General features: G+C 45.9%; 14 protein-coding genes and 1 pseudogene. All 15 read right to left on the reverse strand.

The window, feature by feature from the left end:
• Positions 1-452: 452 nt before the first annotated feature.
• Positions 453-1,637: a Pycsar system effector family protein gene (locus ACFS7Z_RS25285; RefSeq protein ID WP_377491539.1), complete on the reverse strand. Its 1,185-nt coding sequence runs from the start codon at positions 1,635-1,637 to the stop codon at positions 453-455.
• Between the two features lie 338 nt (positions 1,638-1,975).
• Positions 1,976-3,904 (reverse strand): polysaccharide biosynthesis protein, encoded by a 1,929-nt coding sequence (locus tag ACFS7Z_RS25290; RefSeq protein WP_377491542.1) that lies wholly within the window; start codon positions 3,902-3,904, stop codon positions 1,976-1,978.
• Positions 3,905-4,692: 788 nt separating this feature from the next.
• Positions 4,693-5,613, reverse strand: coding sequence for a GNAT family N-acetyltransferase (locus tag ACFS7Z_RS25295; protein WP_377491545.1), 921 nt, complete (start codon positions 5,611-5,613; stop codon positions 4,693-4,695).
• Positions 5,613-6,596, reverse strand: coding sequence for a DUF2334 domain-containing protein (locus tag ACFS7Z_RS25300; RefSeq protein WP_377491548.1), 984 nt, complete (start codon positions 6,594-6,596; stop codon positions 5,613-5,615). Before ACFS7Z_RS25300 ends, ACFS7Z_RS25295 begins: the two co-directional genes overlap by 1 nt.
• A 67-nt stretch (positions 6,597-6,663) precedes the next feature.
• Positions 6,664-7,815 carry a DegT/DnrJ/EryC1/StrS family aminotransferase gene (locus ACFS7Z_RS25305; protein ID WP_377491551.1) on the reverse strand — a complete coding sequence of 384 codons (1,152 nt, stop codon included), beginning with the start codon at positions 7,813-7,815 and terminating at the stop codon, positions 6,664-6,666.
• Positions 7,812-8,459 (reverse strand): metallophosphoesterase family protein, encoded by a 648-nt coding sequence (locus ACFS7Z_RS25310; RefSeq protein WP_377491554.1) that lies wholly within the window; start codon positions 8,457-8,459, stop codon positions 7,812-7,814. Before ACFS7Z_RS25310 ends, ACFS7Z_RS25305 begins: the two co-directional genes overlap by 4 nt.
• A gap of 19 nt (positions 8,460-8,478) precedes the next feature.
• Complete coding sequence (locus ACFS7Z_RS25315) at positions 8,479-9,369, reverse strand: NAD-dependent epimerase/dehydratase family protein (RefSeq protein WP_377491557.1); 891 nt, start codon at positions 9,367-9,369, stop codon at positions 8,479-8,481.
• Entirely contained in the window at positions 9,366-10,409 is a 1,044-nt protein-coding gene (locus ACFS7Z_RS25320) for an ATP-grasp domain-containing protein (RefSeq protein ID WP_377491560.1), read from the reverse strand. The genes ACFS7Z_RS25315 and ACFS7Z_RS25320 overlap by 4 nt, the downstream gene beginning before the upstream one ends.
• 9 nt (positions 10,410-10,418) lie before the next feature.
• Positions 10,419-11,048, reverse strand: a complete 630-nt coding sequence (locus tag ACFS7Z_RS25325) for a sugar transferase (protein WP_377491563.1) — start codon at positions 11,046-11,048, stop codon at positions 10,419-10,421.
• A complete protein-coding gene (locus ACFS7Z_RS25330; RefSeq protein ID WP_377491566.1) occupies positions 11,011-12,201 on the reverse strand; it encodes a glycosyltransferase family 4 protein in 1,191 nt (396 codons plus the stop codon). Before ACFS7Z_RS25330 ends, ACFS7Z_RS25325 begins: the two co-directional genes overlap by 38 nt.
• A complete protein-coding gene (locus tag ACFS7Z_RS25335; RefSeq protein WP_377491569.1) occupies positions 12,201-13,190 on the reverse strand; it encodes a polysaccharide deacetylase family protein in 990 nt (329 codons plus the stop codon). Before ACFS7Z_RS25335 ends, ACFS7Z_RS25330 begins: the two co-directional genes overlap by 1 nt.
• A complete protein-coding gene (locus ACFS7Z_RS25340; protein WP_377491572.1) occupies positions 13,183-14,151 on the reverse strand; it encodes a hypothetical protein in 969 nt (322 codons plus the stop codon). The genes ACFS7Z_RS25335 and ACFS7Z_RS25340 overlap by 8 nt, the downstream gene beginning before the upstream one ends.
• Positions 14,152-14,451: 300 nt before the next feature.
• A complete protein-coding gene (gene asnB, locus ACFS7Z_RS25345) occupies positions 14,452-16,284 on the reverse strand; it encodes an asparagine synthase (glutamine-hydrolyzing) (RefSeq protein WP_377491575.1) in 1,833 nt (610 codons plus the stop codon).
• Between the two features lie 6 nt (positions 16,285-16,290).
• On the reverse strand, positions 16,291-17,286 hold the full coding sequence (locus ACFS7Z_RS25350) for a GNAT family N-acetyltransferase (RefSeq protein ID WP_377491578.1): 996 nt from the start codon (positions 17,284-17,286) through the stop codon (positions 16,291-16,293).
• Between the two features lie 22 nt (positions 17,287-17,308).
• Positions 17,309-17,422: pseudogene (locus tag ACFS7Z_RS27475) on the reverse strand (IS1 family transposase); the annotation flags it as partial.

The raw sequence follows: 17,422 nt of genomic DNA on the forward strand, positions 1-17,422 counted from the left end.
CTAAAAAGCATTGGCTGTTCTGATGATATAAGGCAAGGAATGGGTATGTCAACTGAGACAGAAATAAAGCTTTCGTTACCGGTTTTCTTGTTCTTAAATACAGAACTCACCTATTCGAGGTATCAACTCCAGCTAAATCTTATTTTGATAGGACGGTTGATGCTGGTGTTGCTCTAATCTGGCATAGATTCAGCTTGTTCGCTCAACGCGTTGAGCCAGTAGACACGTACAGTACCAGCTTGATGATGTTAATCAAAAAGGAATACAAACAATTGGCAAACTGGCTGCGGAAAGCCTGTCAGTGCTACAGTTAAAAAGAAGGCAATAATGAGAAATGTACTTATCATGAGAAGGGCACTCTACGTTTCCGTTAGAGAATTCGAGACTAAGGTAAAACCTATGCTCTATGCGAAAATAGGCAAGTGCTGCCCAGGCTACTTTTACTTAGCAAATCAAGGCTCAAAGAAAACCCACGCGACAGCATAGCTGGCTAAGACCACAGCAAAGCCAACCATAAAAATAGTATAGGCTATTTTCAGAAGGCGGTACTTCTTAGCCAGTACCTTTCCCTGCAGGTAAATGTTGCCGATCATGCTGTTATACAGTTTGTCGGGGTCACGCATGATGTTCCGGATGCCGTCTCTGTACGTGTCAGCACTTAACTGAACAAAGTCTCCGAAGAAGAGCAGGTCTCGCTTGTCTTCCGGCACATTTGTTTTCTTGATGTTTGGGCGTGTGGACAAAACGGCAAAAATAATTGTCAGTACACAAACCAAGGTAAGCATAATGGATGGAATCATCAGGTGGGGCACCTCTTCAAACTTTCTTACAAAAGAGGAAATCAGGATAGAGGCAACAATGGCATTGATAGAAATCATCAGGTTAGCTTTGCCATCAGCCATTACGCTTAACTGCAGGTGGCTGGCCATGGTAGTCCGGAACATCGTTTCTATTCCTTTGAAAACCTTTTGCTCTCTTTCCTTGGTCAGGTCTTTCTTAAGCTTTTTATTTTCCACCCAAACTGCCTCCAGTTCAGCGTTGTCTTTACTCAGTTCCTTTAACTTTTTCTTCAACAACTTCAGGTTCTTCTCTTTTCCATCCGAAAAGGCTAATTTGGCATATTTCGTAAAATATTCGTGCCTTTTAAAAAGGGCAACCTGTTTGTTCATCCATTCATACAGGTCCCGCTTCTTTTTGGAAATGGCTTTAGCCCGTCTCTCCTCCTGCTTTAGATAATCGGGTGCAGCCAGGAAACTTGCCACAGCATCGCAGAGTACTTCTTCCGTTGCATCCTGAGGGTTTTGGGGGTATTGAGTGGCAGCGATACAACTGTTCACTTTACTGATTCCGCCTTTAGACAGGCCACTACTTTCCAGATAATCCGTTACCGGTAAGAAACCTGATCCTTCAGCAGGTTCTCCTGGTTTGGCAAAGCTAAGGTCATGGAGCCAGGCAGCCAATAGCAGCACTTCCATTTCCTCTTCCTGCAATGAACAGGATCTGCCAATCTCTTCGGCCACAGTAACCAGCTCTTTTGTGTGTTGCAGGTCGAAACCAGTAGCCTCACCAGCTTTGGGCAATTGATGCTCTACATAGGCATGTGTTCTCTCCAGGATACTATTATCGATAATTTCCATCCCTTAAAATTTTAAATTCCCGCTGATGCTTTATCTCACTACAATTGCCTTAGTTACCGTACTGTTTCCTATTTTTTAGTGAAATTAATACCACCAGAGATGGCACTAATCTTCCAATTAAATATAATATAAAATTATTTTATTCACAATTCCAATACCTTCTCTTAACTGACTCAAAATAAAAGGTATTATATTATAATGCGGTGACCAGAAGTATCCTGAAGTTATACAGCTGAAAAGTATAAGAAGTGCAACAAAAAAAGCACAGGAACCGCCATAGTGCTGGTTCCTGTGCTTCCAAAAGAATAAACAGAGGGTATTCTGGGTAATCTACAGTGTTAGTTTACCTGCATATCCAGTTGCTCAAACCGCGAGTTATTGCTGATGTATTCGGGCACGATCTGTTTCATTTTCTTCACTACCTTTAGTTCTTCTTTATCCTTGTTCAGTTTCAGTAGCTCCTCAATATCGTTTACCACACCATCATAAGAGTACTCCCTAACCTTAGAAATCTTTATCTTTGAGTGGTGCGTCGGTATCGTCATTTCTTCTTCGTTCAGCAATTCCTCATACAGCTTCTCGCCCGGCCTCAAGCCAGTGTAGATGATTTTGATGTCTACATTTGGAACCAGCCCCGCCAGCTTTACCATCTTTGTGGCCAAATCCACGATTTTTACAGGCTCTCCCATGTCAAAGACAAAAATCTCGCCTCCCTTGCCCATCGTTCCTGCTTCCAGCACGAGTTGCACGGCTTCAGGTATGGTCATAAAATAGCGGGTAATATCCGGGTGGGTAACTGTTACGGGTCCACCCTTCTCTATCTGTGAGCGAAAACGCGGAATTACCGATCCGTTAGATCCGAGCACATTGCCAAAGCGGGTCGTTATAAACTTAGTTTGTTGATCTCTTGGCCCTGGTTTGTTGCCATCTATCTTGCTGCCGTTTATGTTGTTCAGCGACTGTATATAAATCTCGGCGATGCGCTTGGAGGTACCCATAATGTTTGTAGGGTTTACCGCTTTATCTGTGGAGATCATCACAAACTTTTCGACATCGAACGCAAGTGATAAATCAGCCACATTCTTTGTACCCAGCACGTTTGTCAGGACCGCCTCGCACGGGTTACTCTCCATCATCGGCACATGCTTGTAAGCAGCCGCATGGTACACCACCTCAGGCGCATAGTCTTTAAAGACAGAGTACATACGGTTAAAGTTTGTTACATCGCAAATGCTATAAGCCAGTTTGGCATCGGGATATAATTCTTTTATTTCTAGCTGCAGTTCATGCAGCGGAGACTCTGCCTGGTCGCATATGACCACCAGTTCCGGGTTATAGTTTAGCACCTGCCGCACAATTTCGGAGCCGATAGAACCGGCACCACCTGTAATGAGTACACGCTTGCCAGCCAGGTCACTGGCTACCTGCTTGTTCTCTATAACGATTGGTGGGCGCTGCAGCAAATCCTCAATTTTCAGATTTTTGATTTGCTTCATACTCAGGTTACCAGACATCCACTGCTCAGTAGGCGGTACGGTCATTACTTTGATGCCCAACTCCACGCACTTCTCAATAGATTTCTTGCGGAACTCCGACTTCAGGTCCTCATTGAAAACAAAGAGCTTATCTATCTTTAATTTGCGTTGCAGGTTCTCAATGTCATTTACATGGTACACCCTTTTCTGGTGTATGTCCTTATCAATTTTGTTCGGGTCATCGTCTACGAAACCGGCAATGGAGCAAAGGCCTGCACTGCTTGCTTCCAATGCTTGCTTTAATAAAATAGAATAGTTGTCTGCGCCATAAATCAGAACTCTTTCTTTGCTTCCGGCCGTGCCACTCCTGATATATACAAACAGCGCCTTCGCTCCTATTCTGACCATAATAAGTAAGGTAGAAGCGATAAAGAAGTTCAGCAGAAGAACCAGGTAAATGTTAACGGTGTCGATACCATGTATCGGTTCAAGCCACAGCCCCACAAAGGCGGCATAGGCTACGCTACAAATGAGTACAGCAGAGAAAATACGGTAAATATCATGTATACTAGAGTACCTTATCAGCCCGGTGTGGACGCGCATGGTATAGAATGTAATTAAGGACACTACACCAAACAGGCTGATGTAAATCAGGAAATGCCCTCTCAGAATTTCAGAGAACTCAAACTGCCTTACGACGAAGAAAGACAAGGCAAAAGACCAGCTTAGTATCAGCTGGTCAATCATCAAAACTATCCACTTCGGAAGGAATCTATTCAGTAATATCTTCATAAAACCTGGTCATCACATTTTACACCACTACTCGTTAGCATAAACGCCATCATATAAGAATTACTAAAGTTTATAGAATAATATAGATAATGTATAAACTTGTATAAATTCAATTTAAATTTCCGTTTTAAAAAAGTAGGATGATAGTATATAATTTTTTAAATATCGTATTTTTAGCTTTTAAAGCTGTGATAAATAGAACGGCAGGAAAATTAAATGGTTTTACCGATTCATAATAATATTGGTTTAGTCATAATAGAAGCACTTTTATGCTGCTCAGGCAAAGCAAAATCAGGCGTTAATGGTTAGCGGATTTTGCAAGAAAGGCGAGGCAATTCCAGCTACTTTAACGAAAGCAGAAAACTGTACCAGTTGTATATTGGGATATCTAACAAGGGCAGTGTAGTTGTAAAGAGTATTTGCAACCAAATACCCTGCAGGCACTTTTTTAACCTGTACTTCCTTTTGCGCTTATCATAAGCACTCGCATAGCGCAGGTAAAAAATGCGTTTTCCGGCATGTTCTTTTACTTTATAACAAGAGATCAATTATTAACAAGGAGCACCGACAGGGCAATAAGCTATTTTTTCATTTACCTTTGCACCTCTCTGGAACAAGTTTAATTAGACAGACACGATTTACAAAAACCTGATATATCCTATTTATTAAAAAATAGTTCACATACTGTTACTGCACTGACTGCTATGCTTTTGCCCGGACTTATAACCTTATACTCTAAGATTCAAAGACATAGGAAGGAAGAGTAACGGACATGACTATTGGTTTTGCTACATTTTATCACCTGAGTGGATGTTGACCCACATCAGTTGTGTATCAACCTCAGTTCCCGCATCGGCAGCGGTGTGCAAAATAGTATAATATCCTTTCAGGCTTTCAAAACCAAGCTTTTCGCAGGCTTCAATGATTTTGCTCTTTGTAGAAAACAGCAAAAGCTTTTTGGATCTGTTTTCTATAGCCCAATTGGTTAACGATTTGATATTGTCCTCGAAAGCCTGCATCTCGTCATGCGATAAAAGCAGCACCTTTATGGCATTGTATGTCTCCTCAACAAGCGCATAGTCAGCGTTAATTTTCAGTATCTCAACCTTCTTGGGGCGGTTAATATACTGCTGGTAAAATTCCTCCCGGGTATAGGCAAAACTAAACCCCTCCTGTTCCATGTCAGAAAACTGGCTGTAGATATCGCTTATTACCTTTTCATCTTCCTGCAGCACCTCTATTGCCGCACTATCTGCATCGGCATACGGTTGCTCGGGCGAGAAAAGATTGCTGTTTGGCACCAGCATGGATCCTGCGCTTGCAAGCCTCCTATAACTGGCATTGCTCTCCGTTACAAAGGCAGTGAGGTACGGGACGTTCTTTTTATGGGCCAGTTCCTGCGATAACGAGATGATTTTACTAAAGCATCCTTTCCCTCTAGCCTTTGGCAACGTCCATGAGCCGGTCATGATGGCAATATCCATTGTGCCTCCGCCGGGCTTGCTTAGCTTTCGGTAAGTCACTGCAGAACCGGCTATCACTTCGCCCTCCTCATTATGGATGAGCATGATGTCTGCCTTTTTGTCTCCCACTGTGCGGCTAAATGCCCAGTCATACTCTCTTTCCTGCCCCCATCCGTTAAAACACTGATTCAGGTACTTGATATATTCAGACTTATAGTTGGCTGGGTTGATGGTGATGTTTTCCATTAAGCGGCTACTTTCTCCTGTGCAAAAATTTGATTTGTGATTTCTCCCATCGATGTCCACCATAAATCGTCCCCATATTCCTGCTCGAGAGAGGTTAAAAGTACATCCAGGTAATTCATATAGATCTGGTCCACCCCGTCCAGGGAAACATGTCCCATGGCTGTTTTAATGATGTGTGCCTTAATGGATACCAAACCGCCGTTATCCAGAATTGCTTTGGCCCTATCGAGTTTGGAGGTAGCCTGGAAATTGGCTGGCAGGTGTACTAGTTGGCCGTTCTTGATGAGGCTGGGGTACAGCAGGGGCAATCCAGTAAGGCCACTCATATTGCTTAACGCATCTTTAGAAATAGGCGTGAAAATATCTCTGGCCGAGTTGATGAACCTGATGTCATGCGCTACTAACTGATTCAGGAGGTTATCTGGAGCATTCCAGCCGGGCGGGCAGATTCCTTTGACATAGCGCAGTTTGGCGCTGTCAAAAATACGGATCATCTCCTCAATGATTTCCCTGAACTCCTCCTCTGTCTGCTCCTGGAACTCCACCGGTATCTTGAGACCTTTGTGGCAGTGATACAGGCCGTGAAAAGCAATTTCGGCCCGCTCCATGTTGTTCAGGAAACTGACAAACTCAGGGTGCCGGTCAAGTTGCATGGTGCCCTTTTCCCAAAGCTCCGCCAGATAGAACTTGTCTCTTAACTGCGGAACAGAGGCCAGCAGTTTACGGGTAGGCACAGGAGATATCTCGCGCCAATCAGCTGTAGTAAAGAGCGTGACCTTGAGTTTTGGATGTCGGTCGAGTAGCCATTTTACCAGCCCCAGGCTTCCTTTGTCCAGGTCGCCTCCCGCTTCGTAGTAGTCGGTGCTTTTTGCAGGGTGAATGTCATCAATGGTAAAACAAATGGCCGCTTTCTTGCCTTCCGGCAGCCAGTCTGCCATATGCTCATTTGCAGTTGCCTTTACTTCAGGCGTCATATTAATCATGCTTCTTCTGTTGGGCTGTACCTCTGAAGCATCAAACGGTAAGAAAGCTTTTGGGGTTATAGCAACTTCACCTGGTTGCAGCGTGTGCTATCTGCTGTACGTGCTTCACAATCCGTTCCAGTTCCTCGCCTGTAAGGTTAGAACCGGATGGCAGGCAAAGCCCCTTGTTAAAGAGCATTTCGCTGGTGCCATCACCATAAAAGAGGGTGTTTTTAAACACTGGCTGCAGGTGCATCGGCTTCCAAAGCGGTCGTGATTCGATGTACTCCTTTTCAAGACCCAGCCTGATGGCCTCTCTGGACAAACCTCCTTCACTGTCACTTTCCACCAATACCGTACTCAACCACCGGTTGGAGAAGTAATCTGCATTTGGTTCTTCTATGAAGCGAATAGCAGGAAACGCGGCCAGGGCTTTTTTATAGAACTCGTAATTGCGGCGCCTTTTCTCTACACGCGCCTGCAGTACCTCCATCTGTCCACGGCCAATGGCAGCACAAACGTTGCTCATCCGGTAGTTATAACCAATTTCGGAGTGCTGGTAATGTGGCGCGGGATCACGCGCCTGTGTGGCCAGAAAGCGGGCCTTACTGATCCATTCTTCATTATGTGAGACCAGTGCGCCACCACCAGAAGTGGTAATGATCTTATTTCCATTAAAAGACAGGATGCTCATTGCGCCAAAGGTTCCCAGCTTCTGCCCCTTATAAGAGGACCCTAAGGCTTCGGCAGCATCTTCTACCACAGGTATCTCATACCTGTTGGCAATTTCCATGATGCGGTCCATCTGGGCTGGCATGCCGTAGAGATGCACCACGATAATAGCCTTTGGCTTTTTACCAGTCTCCTCTATTCTATCTAAAATAGCTGCCTCCAGGTATCGGGGCGACATGTTCCAGGTTTGTGCTTCGCTGTCCACAAAAACAGGTGCTGCCCCCTGGTATGCTATAGGATTGGCGGAGGCAGAAAACGTCATGGACTGGCAGATAACCTCATCCCCGGCCTGCACACCCAGCAGAATTAGAGATAAGTGCAAGGCAGCAGTACCAGCGCTTAAGGCCGCCACATGTACGCCGTCGCCTAAGTAAGAGGCAAGGTCTTTTTCAAAGCCATTTACGTGTGGTCCGAGCGGCGCTATCCAGTTCGTATCGAAAGCCTCTTTTACATATTTAAATTCACTCTCGCCCATGTGCGGGGAAGAAAGCCATATCTTTTCACTCATAGTCGTTTCTTTTGCTGGTAATAATTAAGACAGGTAGAAGGATAATTATCAATCTTCATTTTGTCAATAACTACATCCACATCATAAACCAGCGCCTTCAGGCTTAGCTCAGCGCTGCTTGTATCATAGATGATATAGTTGATGACATTGATAAACTTTCTGTTCTGACCTACGCTGCCTGTGTTAAAAAGCTTAATTCCGGAAGCTGTTTCTGCAGAAAACTGATGGTGCGAATGCCCGATGATAGCATTTTGCTGCAGGTTAAGTGTTTCGATGTCAGTATCAGGGTAAATGTACCTGTCATTTAAGGTGTGCTGTACCTTGTAATCTCCTACGGCCACGCCGTCGCCATACGTAGCAATGGTATCGTGCTCCGTGAACGAGGCATAGCAGTGCTGGAAGAAAGCTTTGACAATTGCGTTCTCCCCGGGATAGCTCCCCTTCAGGAAAGCTTCTTCGTGGTTGCCGCGTAGACAGGTACAGCCAATGCTATCCAGCAACTGCACACACTCGTTGCTCCAGGGACCGTAGTTTACCACATCGCCGTGGCTCACCAGCAGATCTACCTCTCCCCTTTCCTTTTGCAGCATTTCCTCCAGTGCCACCAGATTGCCGTGTACGTCTCCAAAAATTAATGCCCGCATGCTTATAGGTTTACTTTGTCTATATCATGCTTTTCACTTTTTCCGCAAAAGACCTCGTATTGATTCCGGTTCCCTCCAGGTAATACTCCAATAGTGACGTCTCTACCATCGCCCTTGACTCAAAGCCCTCTTCATCTGTATTTGTAATGTTCTCCTTAGGACTTTCTGTCAACTCGCTTAATAGCTCAGCTAAGGCCATTAAGGTTATTTCCTCTCCGGAAGCCAGGTTGATAACATTATCTTTCCATTCCTCCATGCCTGCTAGATGATGAATGGCTTTCGCAGCATCTTCTACGTGCAGGAAGTCAAAGCTTACTTTGTTTCCGTTAGTCAAACTGATTTTCTCTTTTCCTGACGCTTGCTTCAGCAGCTTCGTCAGTATTCCGCCATCTTTCATACCCGGCCCATACAAAGCAGAAATGCGCAGGTGCAGCAGCTGTATACCTTTTACATTGGCGATAGATCTCATCACCAGTTCCTGCGAAAGCTTTGAAGAACTATACCCCACATGGTTTCCCATGGGATATGTGTTTGCAGTTTCCTGCAAAGGAACCGGCCAAGGCTTATTTACGACTACCAGGGTAGAGCAATTGATTACTCTTCTGACTCCTTTTGCTGCAGCCCAGTTCATGATGTTCGTCCCGCCTATCACATTTGTCTCATACAGTTGCCTCAGGTAATCCCGATCGCTGAAGCTTTTGGTTGGATCAGGTAAAGCAGAGGCACAATTGACGATGACATCCGGAAGAATAGTTATCGCCTCAAAACCTTCGGGCCTAGTGATATCCAGGGCGAAAGCACCATCAGCCGCCGTTCTTTTTACGGAGTAAATGTTCTCTCCGGCCTGCTTCAAATGCCTGACAAGGGTACTGCCCAGAAAGCCGTTGGCACCAAATACCAGGTACTTCATGAAGGCTTGTTCTTGAATGGAAAATACTGGCTGCTGTAATTTTCAAGCACGCCGTTTTCCTTTAGCTCGTTCAGCTGAGCCGGCTCCACAAAAATATCAGACCAGGTTCTGAACACGGCTCCATCCCGGAGCTTAGGCTGTGTCATCTCTTCTACTCCAAACAGGTGGTTCAGCAATGCTTCTACTTCGTTAAACCCGAACATGTAGCGGAGTGGCGTGGTACCGCTAAACCGGCCGTTAATTTCAAACACGATTGGCTTGCCGTCCTTTATCCTGTACTGAAAGTTTGCCGGTCCTTCTACTCCCAATTTCTCTGCTATACTACAGATGATGGTGTCGTAGGGATTATCGCCGTCTCTGTAGGCCCTGTAGGTGTTTCCGTCGCGCAGGTCCCGCTTGAGGGAAACGATGGCCCGGCACTTGCCATCTACCACCATGCAGCCTGCTGTAAACTCCCCCTCCTGCTCCCCTATCATTTCCTGCACTACCAGGTTATTAGGGTAAGAGCATACTTCCTGCAGGTCCTGCTCATTCTCTATGATTTTGATTCCCTTAGAACGGGCTCCGTCTACTGGTTTAGCTATGAAGGGGAACGCACAGTTATTACGCAACGCTTCTATAGCTTCTTTGTCAGTTGTCATAGCAGACATTGGGTACGGAAAGCCGTTTTCCTTCAGGAATTCTGCCGTCAGCCATTTATCATTTGCAATGTTGATGACGTCCACGCTGGAAACAATCACTTTTGTGTTGTACTGCTCTTCCAGGCGCTGCTTGTTCTCGGCAAAAATGGGAAGCTCAACATCTGTACCTATCAGTAACACATCTACCTGCTCCTTTTGTATAATGTCCTCCACAGCAGGCAGATATTGGGTATCATTTGCCATAGGTATGAGATAAGCCTTGTCTCCCAGGCTATGGCCCTGCGCTCTGTAGTCCGGATCTGCTGTAATGATATGGTATTTATTTTCTGAGATTTGGAGGCTTCGCAATATTCCCTGGCCCAGTAATGCACCGGCGCCTGTAACTAATATTCTTTTCATATATAAAGGTCAGTTCTGTCTTTTTTGCTGAACATACTCGATAAAAGAAGGCATAGTAGCATGCCCCTGTGCCGTTACCCCCTCTGACTTCAGCACCTTGCCTACTGTTAAAACTAAAATCTTCACATCCAGAGCAAAGGACAGGTTTTCGACGTACCAAACATCCTGTTCCAGCTTCCTGTCCCAACTGATAGCGTTACGACCATTCACCGCCGTCCAGCCGGTTATGCCTGGCCGTACCTCATGCCGCCGCTTTTGCCTTTCATCATACCATGGGAGGTAGTCAACCAACAAGGGCCTGGGGCCAATCAGGCTCATGTCGCCTTTCAGCACGTTCAGCAGTTGCGGTATTTCATCAAGCGAGGTCTTCCGGACGAAATTCCCTACCGGCGTCAACCTTTGCTCATCTGGCAATAGTCTTCCCTGGCTGTCCTTCTGGTCGTTCATCGTCTTGAACTTGATGACGCGAAACACCTTTTCATGTTTCCCGGGCCTCGGCTGTACAAAGAAAACGTCTCCACGGTTTGCGATAAGCAGCAGTAACGCAACGAGCAGGAAAACGGGAAGCAGGATGATAAGCGCAATGAAGCTTATTATGAAATCAAGTGGCCGTTTGAAATATCGTTGGTACAAATCCATGTTTTTTTAATTGTTCCTGGTACTCCTGTAATAAGAGTTGCCACATATGTGTCTGCTCATACCGGTCTACAATCATCTTACGGGCATTGGCGCTGAGACGCGCATAAAGCGCTTCATCCAGAAGTAGTTTTTCCATGGCATCATACAGTTCTCCTGTTGCCTTTGCCGGAATGATGAGGCCGTTCTCGCCTTCCACTATAATCTCGTTGCAGCCGTTGATATCCGTTACAATGCAAGGAAGATTGTAGCAACCTGCCTGCATGGGCACGTTAGGGAAACCCTCCCGGTAAGACGGAAAAGCGAGCGCATGACTCAATGCCAGGTAAGGCCGCACATCATGCTGATAACCCACGGAAATAATGGCAGGGTTCTTCTCTATCTGCTCCAGCGTTTCTTCCGGAACAGGGTCCAGGTCCTGCTCCAGTGGCCCTACCAGCAGCAGTTTACAATAAGGGTACAGCTTGTTCAGTTTGCTAAATGCCGCTATAAGCTCCCGTATCCCTTTGTCTTTCACAATACGGCCCACGAAAACAAAAATGAAATCGTTGTCGCTGATGCGCAGGCTTTCTCTTAACCGCTGCAATTGTTCCGCAGGTAGCTCTACCCTGCTAAAAAAAGCTGTGTTGATGCCATTGCTGCTACCATTGCCTATTACCTTTAGCTTAGCAGGATTATCATAAAGCGTATTCCTGATGATCTCAGCTAAGTTAGTAGAGTTCGGATAGATTCTGGTGGCACAGGCATACGTTAGTTTCTCTACTGTCTCTAAAATAAAGCGCCTGATACCACTGGTTTCCAGGGTATATAAGCCTGCCACTGTATGCAACCGAATTGGCACGCCTGCCAGTTTGCCACCGAGCATGGCGATAATACCTGCTTTGGGAGTATGAGAGTGAATGATATCTGGCTTGTAGCGCTTGCAGAGCCTGTAAAACTGCCACAGCGCTTTCAGATCCTGAAGAAGCGTGACTTTCCGGGTGAGGTTCAGGATAATGTGCGGGCTGTCCTGCTCTTGTATTGCCACCTCTCTCTCCGGTCCGTCTGCCGAAATCATGATCGGCTGAAAACCGTGGGCCTTCATGAAAGGCAACTGCCCCACAATAAGGTTTTTAAGGGAGATAGGAACTGTTGTTACGCGGAATAAGACTGCCATTATGCCTTGTTGCTTTTAATATGGTTGTATATATCCAGCATGCTCATACTTACCATACCATACTTTTCTTTTAGTGTTATAAAATGCTTCAGGATGACCACCAGGTCCTGCATACTTTGCGCCGGGTTATCCCCGAAGTTGTGCGGGTGCCACCACAGATGGTAGCATTCATTTGCCTTTGCCGCAGCGGTCATCTCTCCCAATACCCTTTTCAGGCGCATGCGGTTTAAGAAGGTGTACTTCGGGTGTAGCGGCCGTAGCAGCCTGCTGGCAGGTATGGCAAGCGGCAAACCGTCTTTAAGCTGCAGTGAAGACAGTTTATAAGGGGTTTTCGAGCCAATAGGCATATAGGCATCCGCTGAGCGGAACATCCTTTTTATGAGCCGTTCTTTCACGTCCATGTCCCAGAACCAGTCCACCGGATTTGAGCGGACTGTCTTAATGCCTTCATCGAAGCAAACTTTCAGGTAGTTGTCATTGAGCTGGTTTCTGGGAAAGACCATGGAATGCAGTTCTATTCCTCTTCTGGCGGCTATGCGTTTGGCGGCCTGCAGATCGATTCTGAACTGCTCAAACGTCTGGCCAACTTCCCGGCAGTAATAGTGCGAGTAAGTATGGGTGGCCATTTCTTGGTAAGGTGTATTCTGAATCTGGTCTACCAGGGCAGGGGTGAAAAAACAGGATTTCAACTCTTGCTTTCCAGCATATAGATTTTTGAGTCGGTAAGAAGATAGCAAGGGATTCTCATAAGCCGGTACAGCTTCGGGATTGGAGGCAGTCCAGTCGTCCCAGTCTTCTGCAAACAGCATTCCGACGGTAGCCCAGGTAACACGAACCTGCTCCTTTTTAAAATGTGACAGCATTTTAGGAATGACACGCCGCGTGTTTTCAAAGTAAAGCGTTTTCTCTTCTAAGGGCACTCTGTCGAAAATACCCCAATACAATTCAAAATCTAAAGAAATAGTAAATACCGGTATGTCGTTATGCATGAGTTACAGCGTTTGCATTCGCCTCCATCATCTTCTTTTTCAATGACAGCTTCTTGAGTTTTACTCTTCTTTTATGGTCCAGGTACGCGCCGATCACAAAGAAAAGAAAATACATTACCATGCTCTTTTGCCTCATGGCAATGCCGAGGTTCGCCATTACCATGGCCAGCGCTAAAGAAGAAGTAAAGAAAATAGTGGCACTCATCTTTACCAGAGACGACGAGTTTTTCAGAAACCGAATAAAACCTTTATCGAACAGCTTTAGCATGAGCAGAATATAGAGCAGGTTCTCAAAAGACACGAAGAGACCTATAGCACCCGGAGCATCAAAAAACAAAGGGCGGAACCAGAAAGTCACTAATTTAAGAGGAAGCGGATAAGTGGTGAGGTCTACGCCTGAGCCTGACCTGCTGAGCGAGGTGGCCCGCTCTGTGGCAAAGCTCTCAAAGCCTTCCAGCAGACTTTCCTGCTCCAGGTTGATGTTCGCCATTGCCAGCACCTGATCAAAAAATAGAATGAAGCCTCCGATAAATGCAACATAGACGATAAGCTTCTGGTACAGGGGCACCTTTTCTTTACCTGTGAAATACCCCACAACAGCACCCGCTGCCAGGAACAGGAACACGTGGGGCCTGATATGGTACACAATGAAGGAACCCATAAACAGGGCGAAAAGCCTTTTCTGAGGAAGCCGCATGGCGTAGGCAAACAATGCAATTCCCAGAAATATCAGCGACCCTTTACTGAAAGCCACCGTCCAGAAGTGCATGTTCGGCAGGAAGAGGATCAGTGTGACAAACTCGATGCGAAAGACCTTTACCTTGGTCCAAATAGTCTCTTTAAAGAAAATATAGAAAAAGACGAAGCCCAGGTAGCCAAACCAGGAAAACAGCGCCAGCATGGATTCATAGGAAAAGCCAAGTGTTTTTGCAAAAGGGTAGCCAACAAACTCTATAAACATAGTGTCTGTGCCGAAGGCAGAAAACCAGCTATCATACGTCGATGAAGCATTGTGGTAATACCCTTTTGAGTCAGATGGGTGGGTCAGCTGGTATAAGTAGTAAATTAACCAGAATAGGACATGGTACGCATATAAACCATTTAAAAGTGGAATGGAAACAAAGGAGAACCTCCTTTTTAAGTGGCTTAAAAAAGGCTGGTTTATTCCGAAAAGTACGAGTATAAGAATTATCGCCCCTATCATTTCCTTCTATTCATATTATCTAACCGCTTCGCTTCCATTGGCGCTTTACCTATTGCATTAAGCACTTCGCTGGTTGCGGTACCATATTTCCATTGTTAAGAGGCCGAACAGGACTTTTGCTCTTTTATCTTTTGACATAGCCATCTTGTCGTTAATCAGCTTCTCTACAAACGACGACTCCAGCACATCCTTATACAGGCAGTTACTGCTATACAGGTAATCCTTTATCATAGGTTGCAGGGTATTTTCTACCATATCAATGATAGGCACCTCAAATCCTTTTTTTGGAAGCTTTTCATTGCCAGCGGGTAAGTACTGCGCCGCCAGCTTTCGCAGGATATATTTTGTGGTTCTACCTTTTACTTTTAGATTATCCGGCAAGGACGGCGCAAACTCCATAATATCCCTTGATAGGAAAGGTGACCTTCCTTCCAACGAACTCTGCATAGAGCTGATATCAATTTTCTTCAGCAGGATATAAGGCAGAATGGTTTCAAAGTCAGCGAGCATGATCTTTCTCAGGTCAGATATGTCTTTGTCATAAATGCTATGCACCGTGTCTTCAAACGCCGTATCCGGCTCAACCTTGAATACGGATTTGTCCAGAATCATGTCTGAACTGGCACTCAGGTACTGGTCGTAGTTCTCCAGGCTGTTGAGCTTCGCGAGCCGGTAACCATAGTTATAAAGGCTCATCTTGTTGCTGGGCGATGGAAGCACCGGTGCCACTATCTTTGATAAGGCTTTGACACCCCTGCTTCTCAGCAACGCATTGGCGTAAGGCACATAGCGCCTGTAACCACCAAAGAGCTCATCGCCGCCATCTCCGTTTACAATAACTGTTAAATGCTTCCGTGCCTCCCTGGCTACATAATAAGAAGGTATCTGAGAGTCATCCACAAAGGGCTCTCCATAGGCATTCACAATTTTTTCGAAGTCCTGCAGAAGGTGGTCATAGGATACACTCAGCTCCTGATGGTTGGTGCCTAAGTGGTCCGCCACTTTTCTTGCTATAACTGATTCGTCATATTCGTTGCTGAACTTGACCGTGAAGGTGCGAAGCCCTGGCTTCACTTCTGTCGCCATTGCTGTGACGATGCCACTGTCAATTCCTCCGCTCAGGAAACAACCCACTTCCAAGTCACTGCTCTCAATGCGTTTCCTTACTGCCAGCTTCAACAGTCTATCCAGCTCATCCAGTGCCTCTTCTTCACTGATGTCAGCTGTCTTTTCATAGAAAGGCTCGATGGACCACCACTGCCGTTGCTCGGACAGCGCACCCCTCTGCACATCTATCTGGATGAGGTGACCGGGGCGTAGCTCATGTATACCTTCAAAAGGAGTATCTTCCCCGTACACCATGCCGGTGTGCAGGTAAGTGGCCATAGCAGATAACCTGATGGAAGGCCGAAGCACTTTCTGGAGTACATTCTGCTCACTTCCGAAGTAAATGCTCTCATTTGTTTTAGAGAAGTACAGTGGTTTCTTACCAGCCCGATCCCGGATGAGGAATACTTTTCCCTGCCGCTTATCATATAGCGCAATGGCAAACATACCTTCCAGGTGCTGCAGCATGTCTAGGCCCAGCTGCTTGTACAGCAGCAGTATAGTCTCTGTATCGGAATGTGTGCTGCCTTTCAGGTTGAACTGCTCGCGAAGATCCTGATGGTTATAGATTTCACCGTTAAAGATGATAGCAGCGTCTTCGTTATCCATAGGCTGGGTGCCTCCTGCAATGTCCACGATGCTGAGCCTTGCATGAAACAGGTGCACATTCGGGGCATAGGTTTTATACACCTGCCCATCCGGCCCCCGGTGGCAAAGCATTCTTTCAGCAACCTGCATGTCGCTTTCTTTCAGGCGACCAACATTTCCAAATATTCCGCACATAGTAAATTAGAAGAGTTCCAGGTCTCCCATTGTAAAGGACCAGTTGTTAATATTGCCTACCTGTGTCATCAGCTCACTATCGTTTACTTCGCGCACCGTTACCTCCGGAGCAAGGTTGCGCAGTGAAAACATCCTGAACCGCACTCTTTCCCAATGACTGATAAGTCCTTTTAGCACAAGGCTGATAAAAGGAGTACCCAAGTGCCCGGCAAGTTTGTGGCAGGCTTTCATGAGAAAGCCCCGGTCGGGCGCGCCACTTAGCCAGAGCGCATCACAGATTCTCAATTCGTAGAAGTACTTTCTTGGCTTTAAATGAAAGAAAAGCAAAATTCTCTGCCCTTTGCTTTCATACACAAAAGAACTGTAAGGCAATTCAGGTATAGACTGGTAGCGCCACTTGTAGTAGGCCAGGGAATGTTTAACATGAATCAGGTCGGGGTTCAAATCGACCTGGTATTGTAAAGTGCCAAAGTCCAGGTTTTGCAAATCGCGGTGGTAGGCGTTAAAGCGCTCTTTTGCGTTTCGTGAATAGCTAAAGGCTACGCTACCTATCAGATTAGGTTTTCCGAGCACCTGCCATCCCATCTTCAGATAGCCAGGTTTCGACTTATCGTTTGGCGTGTTGTAGATAAAACAGGCAGGTTCGCTTTCTCTCAATTCTGATACCAACTGTTTTGTAAGCCTGGAGAAAATGCCTTTTCCCCTGTAATCCGGGTGTGTGCCTGTGTCAACCGCTCTAAAGGCAGGTAACACCTTACCCTGGTATTTCCACTGCCACCGCATAAAAGCCCTGAGCCCAATCAGTTTCTCCTTATCAAAAGCCAGCAAAACCGGTGAAACTCCGAAAGGATTATCGATGTGTTTCCACCTCCAGAAGCTTTGCGTCGGAGCACCATGCGCTGCCCCTAGCGACAGCTCAAACAACTCGATGATAGCGGGTAGATCGGCTTCGTTAGCTACTCTTACTGTATACTCCAGCTGTTTTTTTACGGTATGCTCCATGTGTTAAAAATTTGGTTGTGGTCTAGAATGTATGATGGTTTCGGTAATAGAAAATTAGCTTCATTGCATTGTCATGATTCTGCTCTTTTTTCGAGAAGCAGGCTGTTTTTCTGACTATCCTCCTGTTCCTGGTCCT

This window comes from Pontibacter toksunensis (genome assembly GCF_042686245.1).
Lineage (GTDB): Bacteria > Bacteroidota > Bacteroidia > Cytophagales > Hymenobacteraceae > Pontibacter > Pontibacter toksunensis.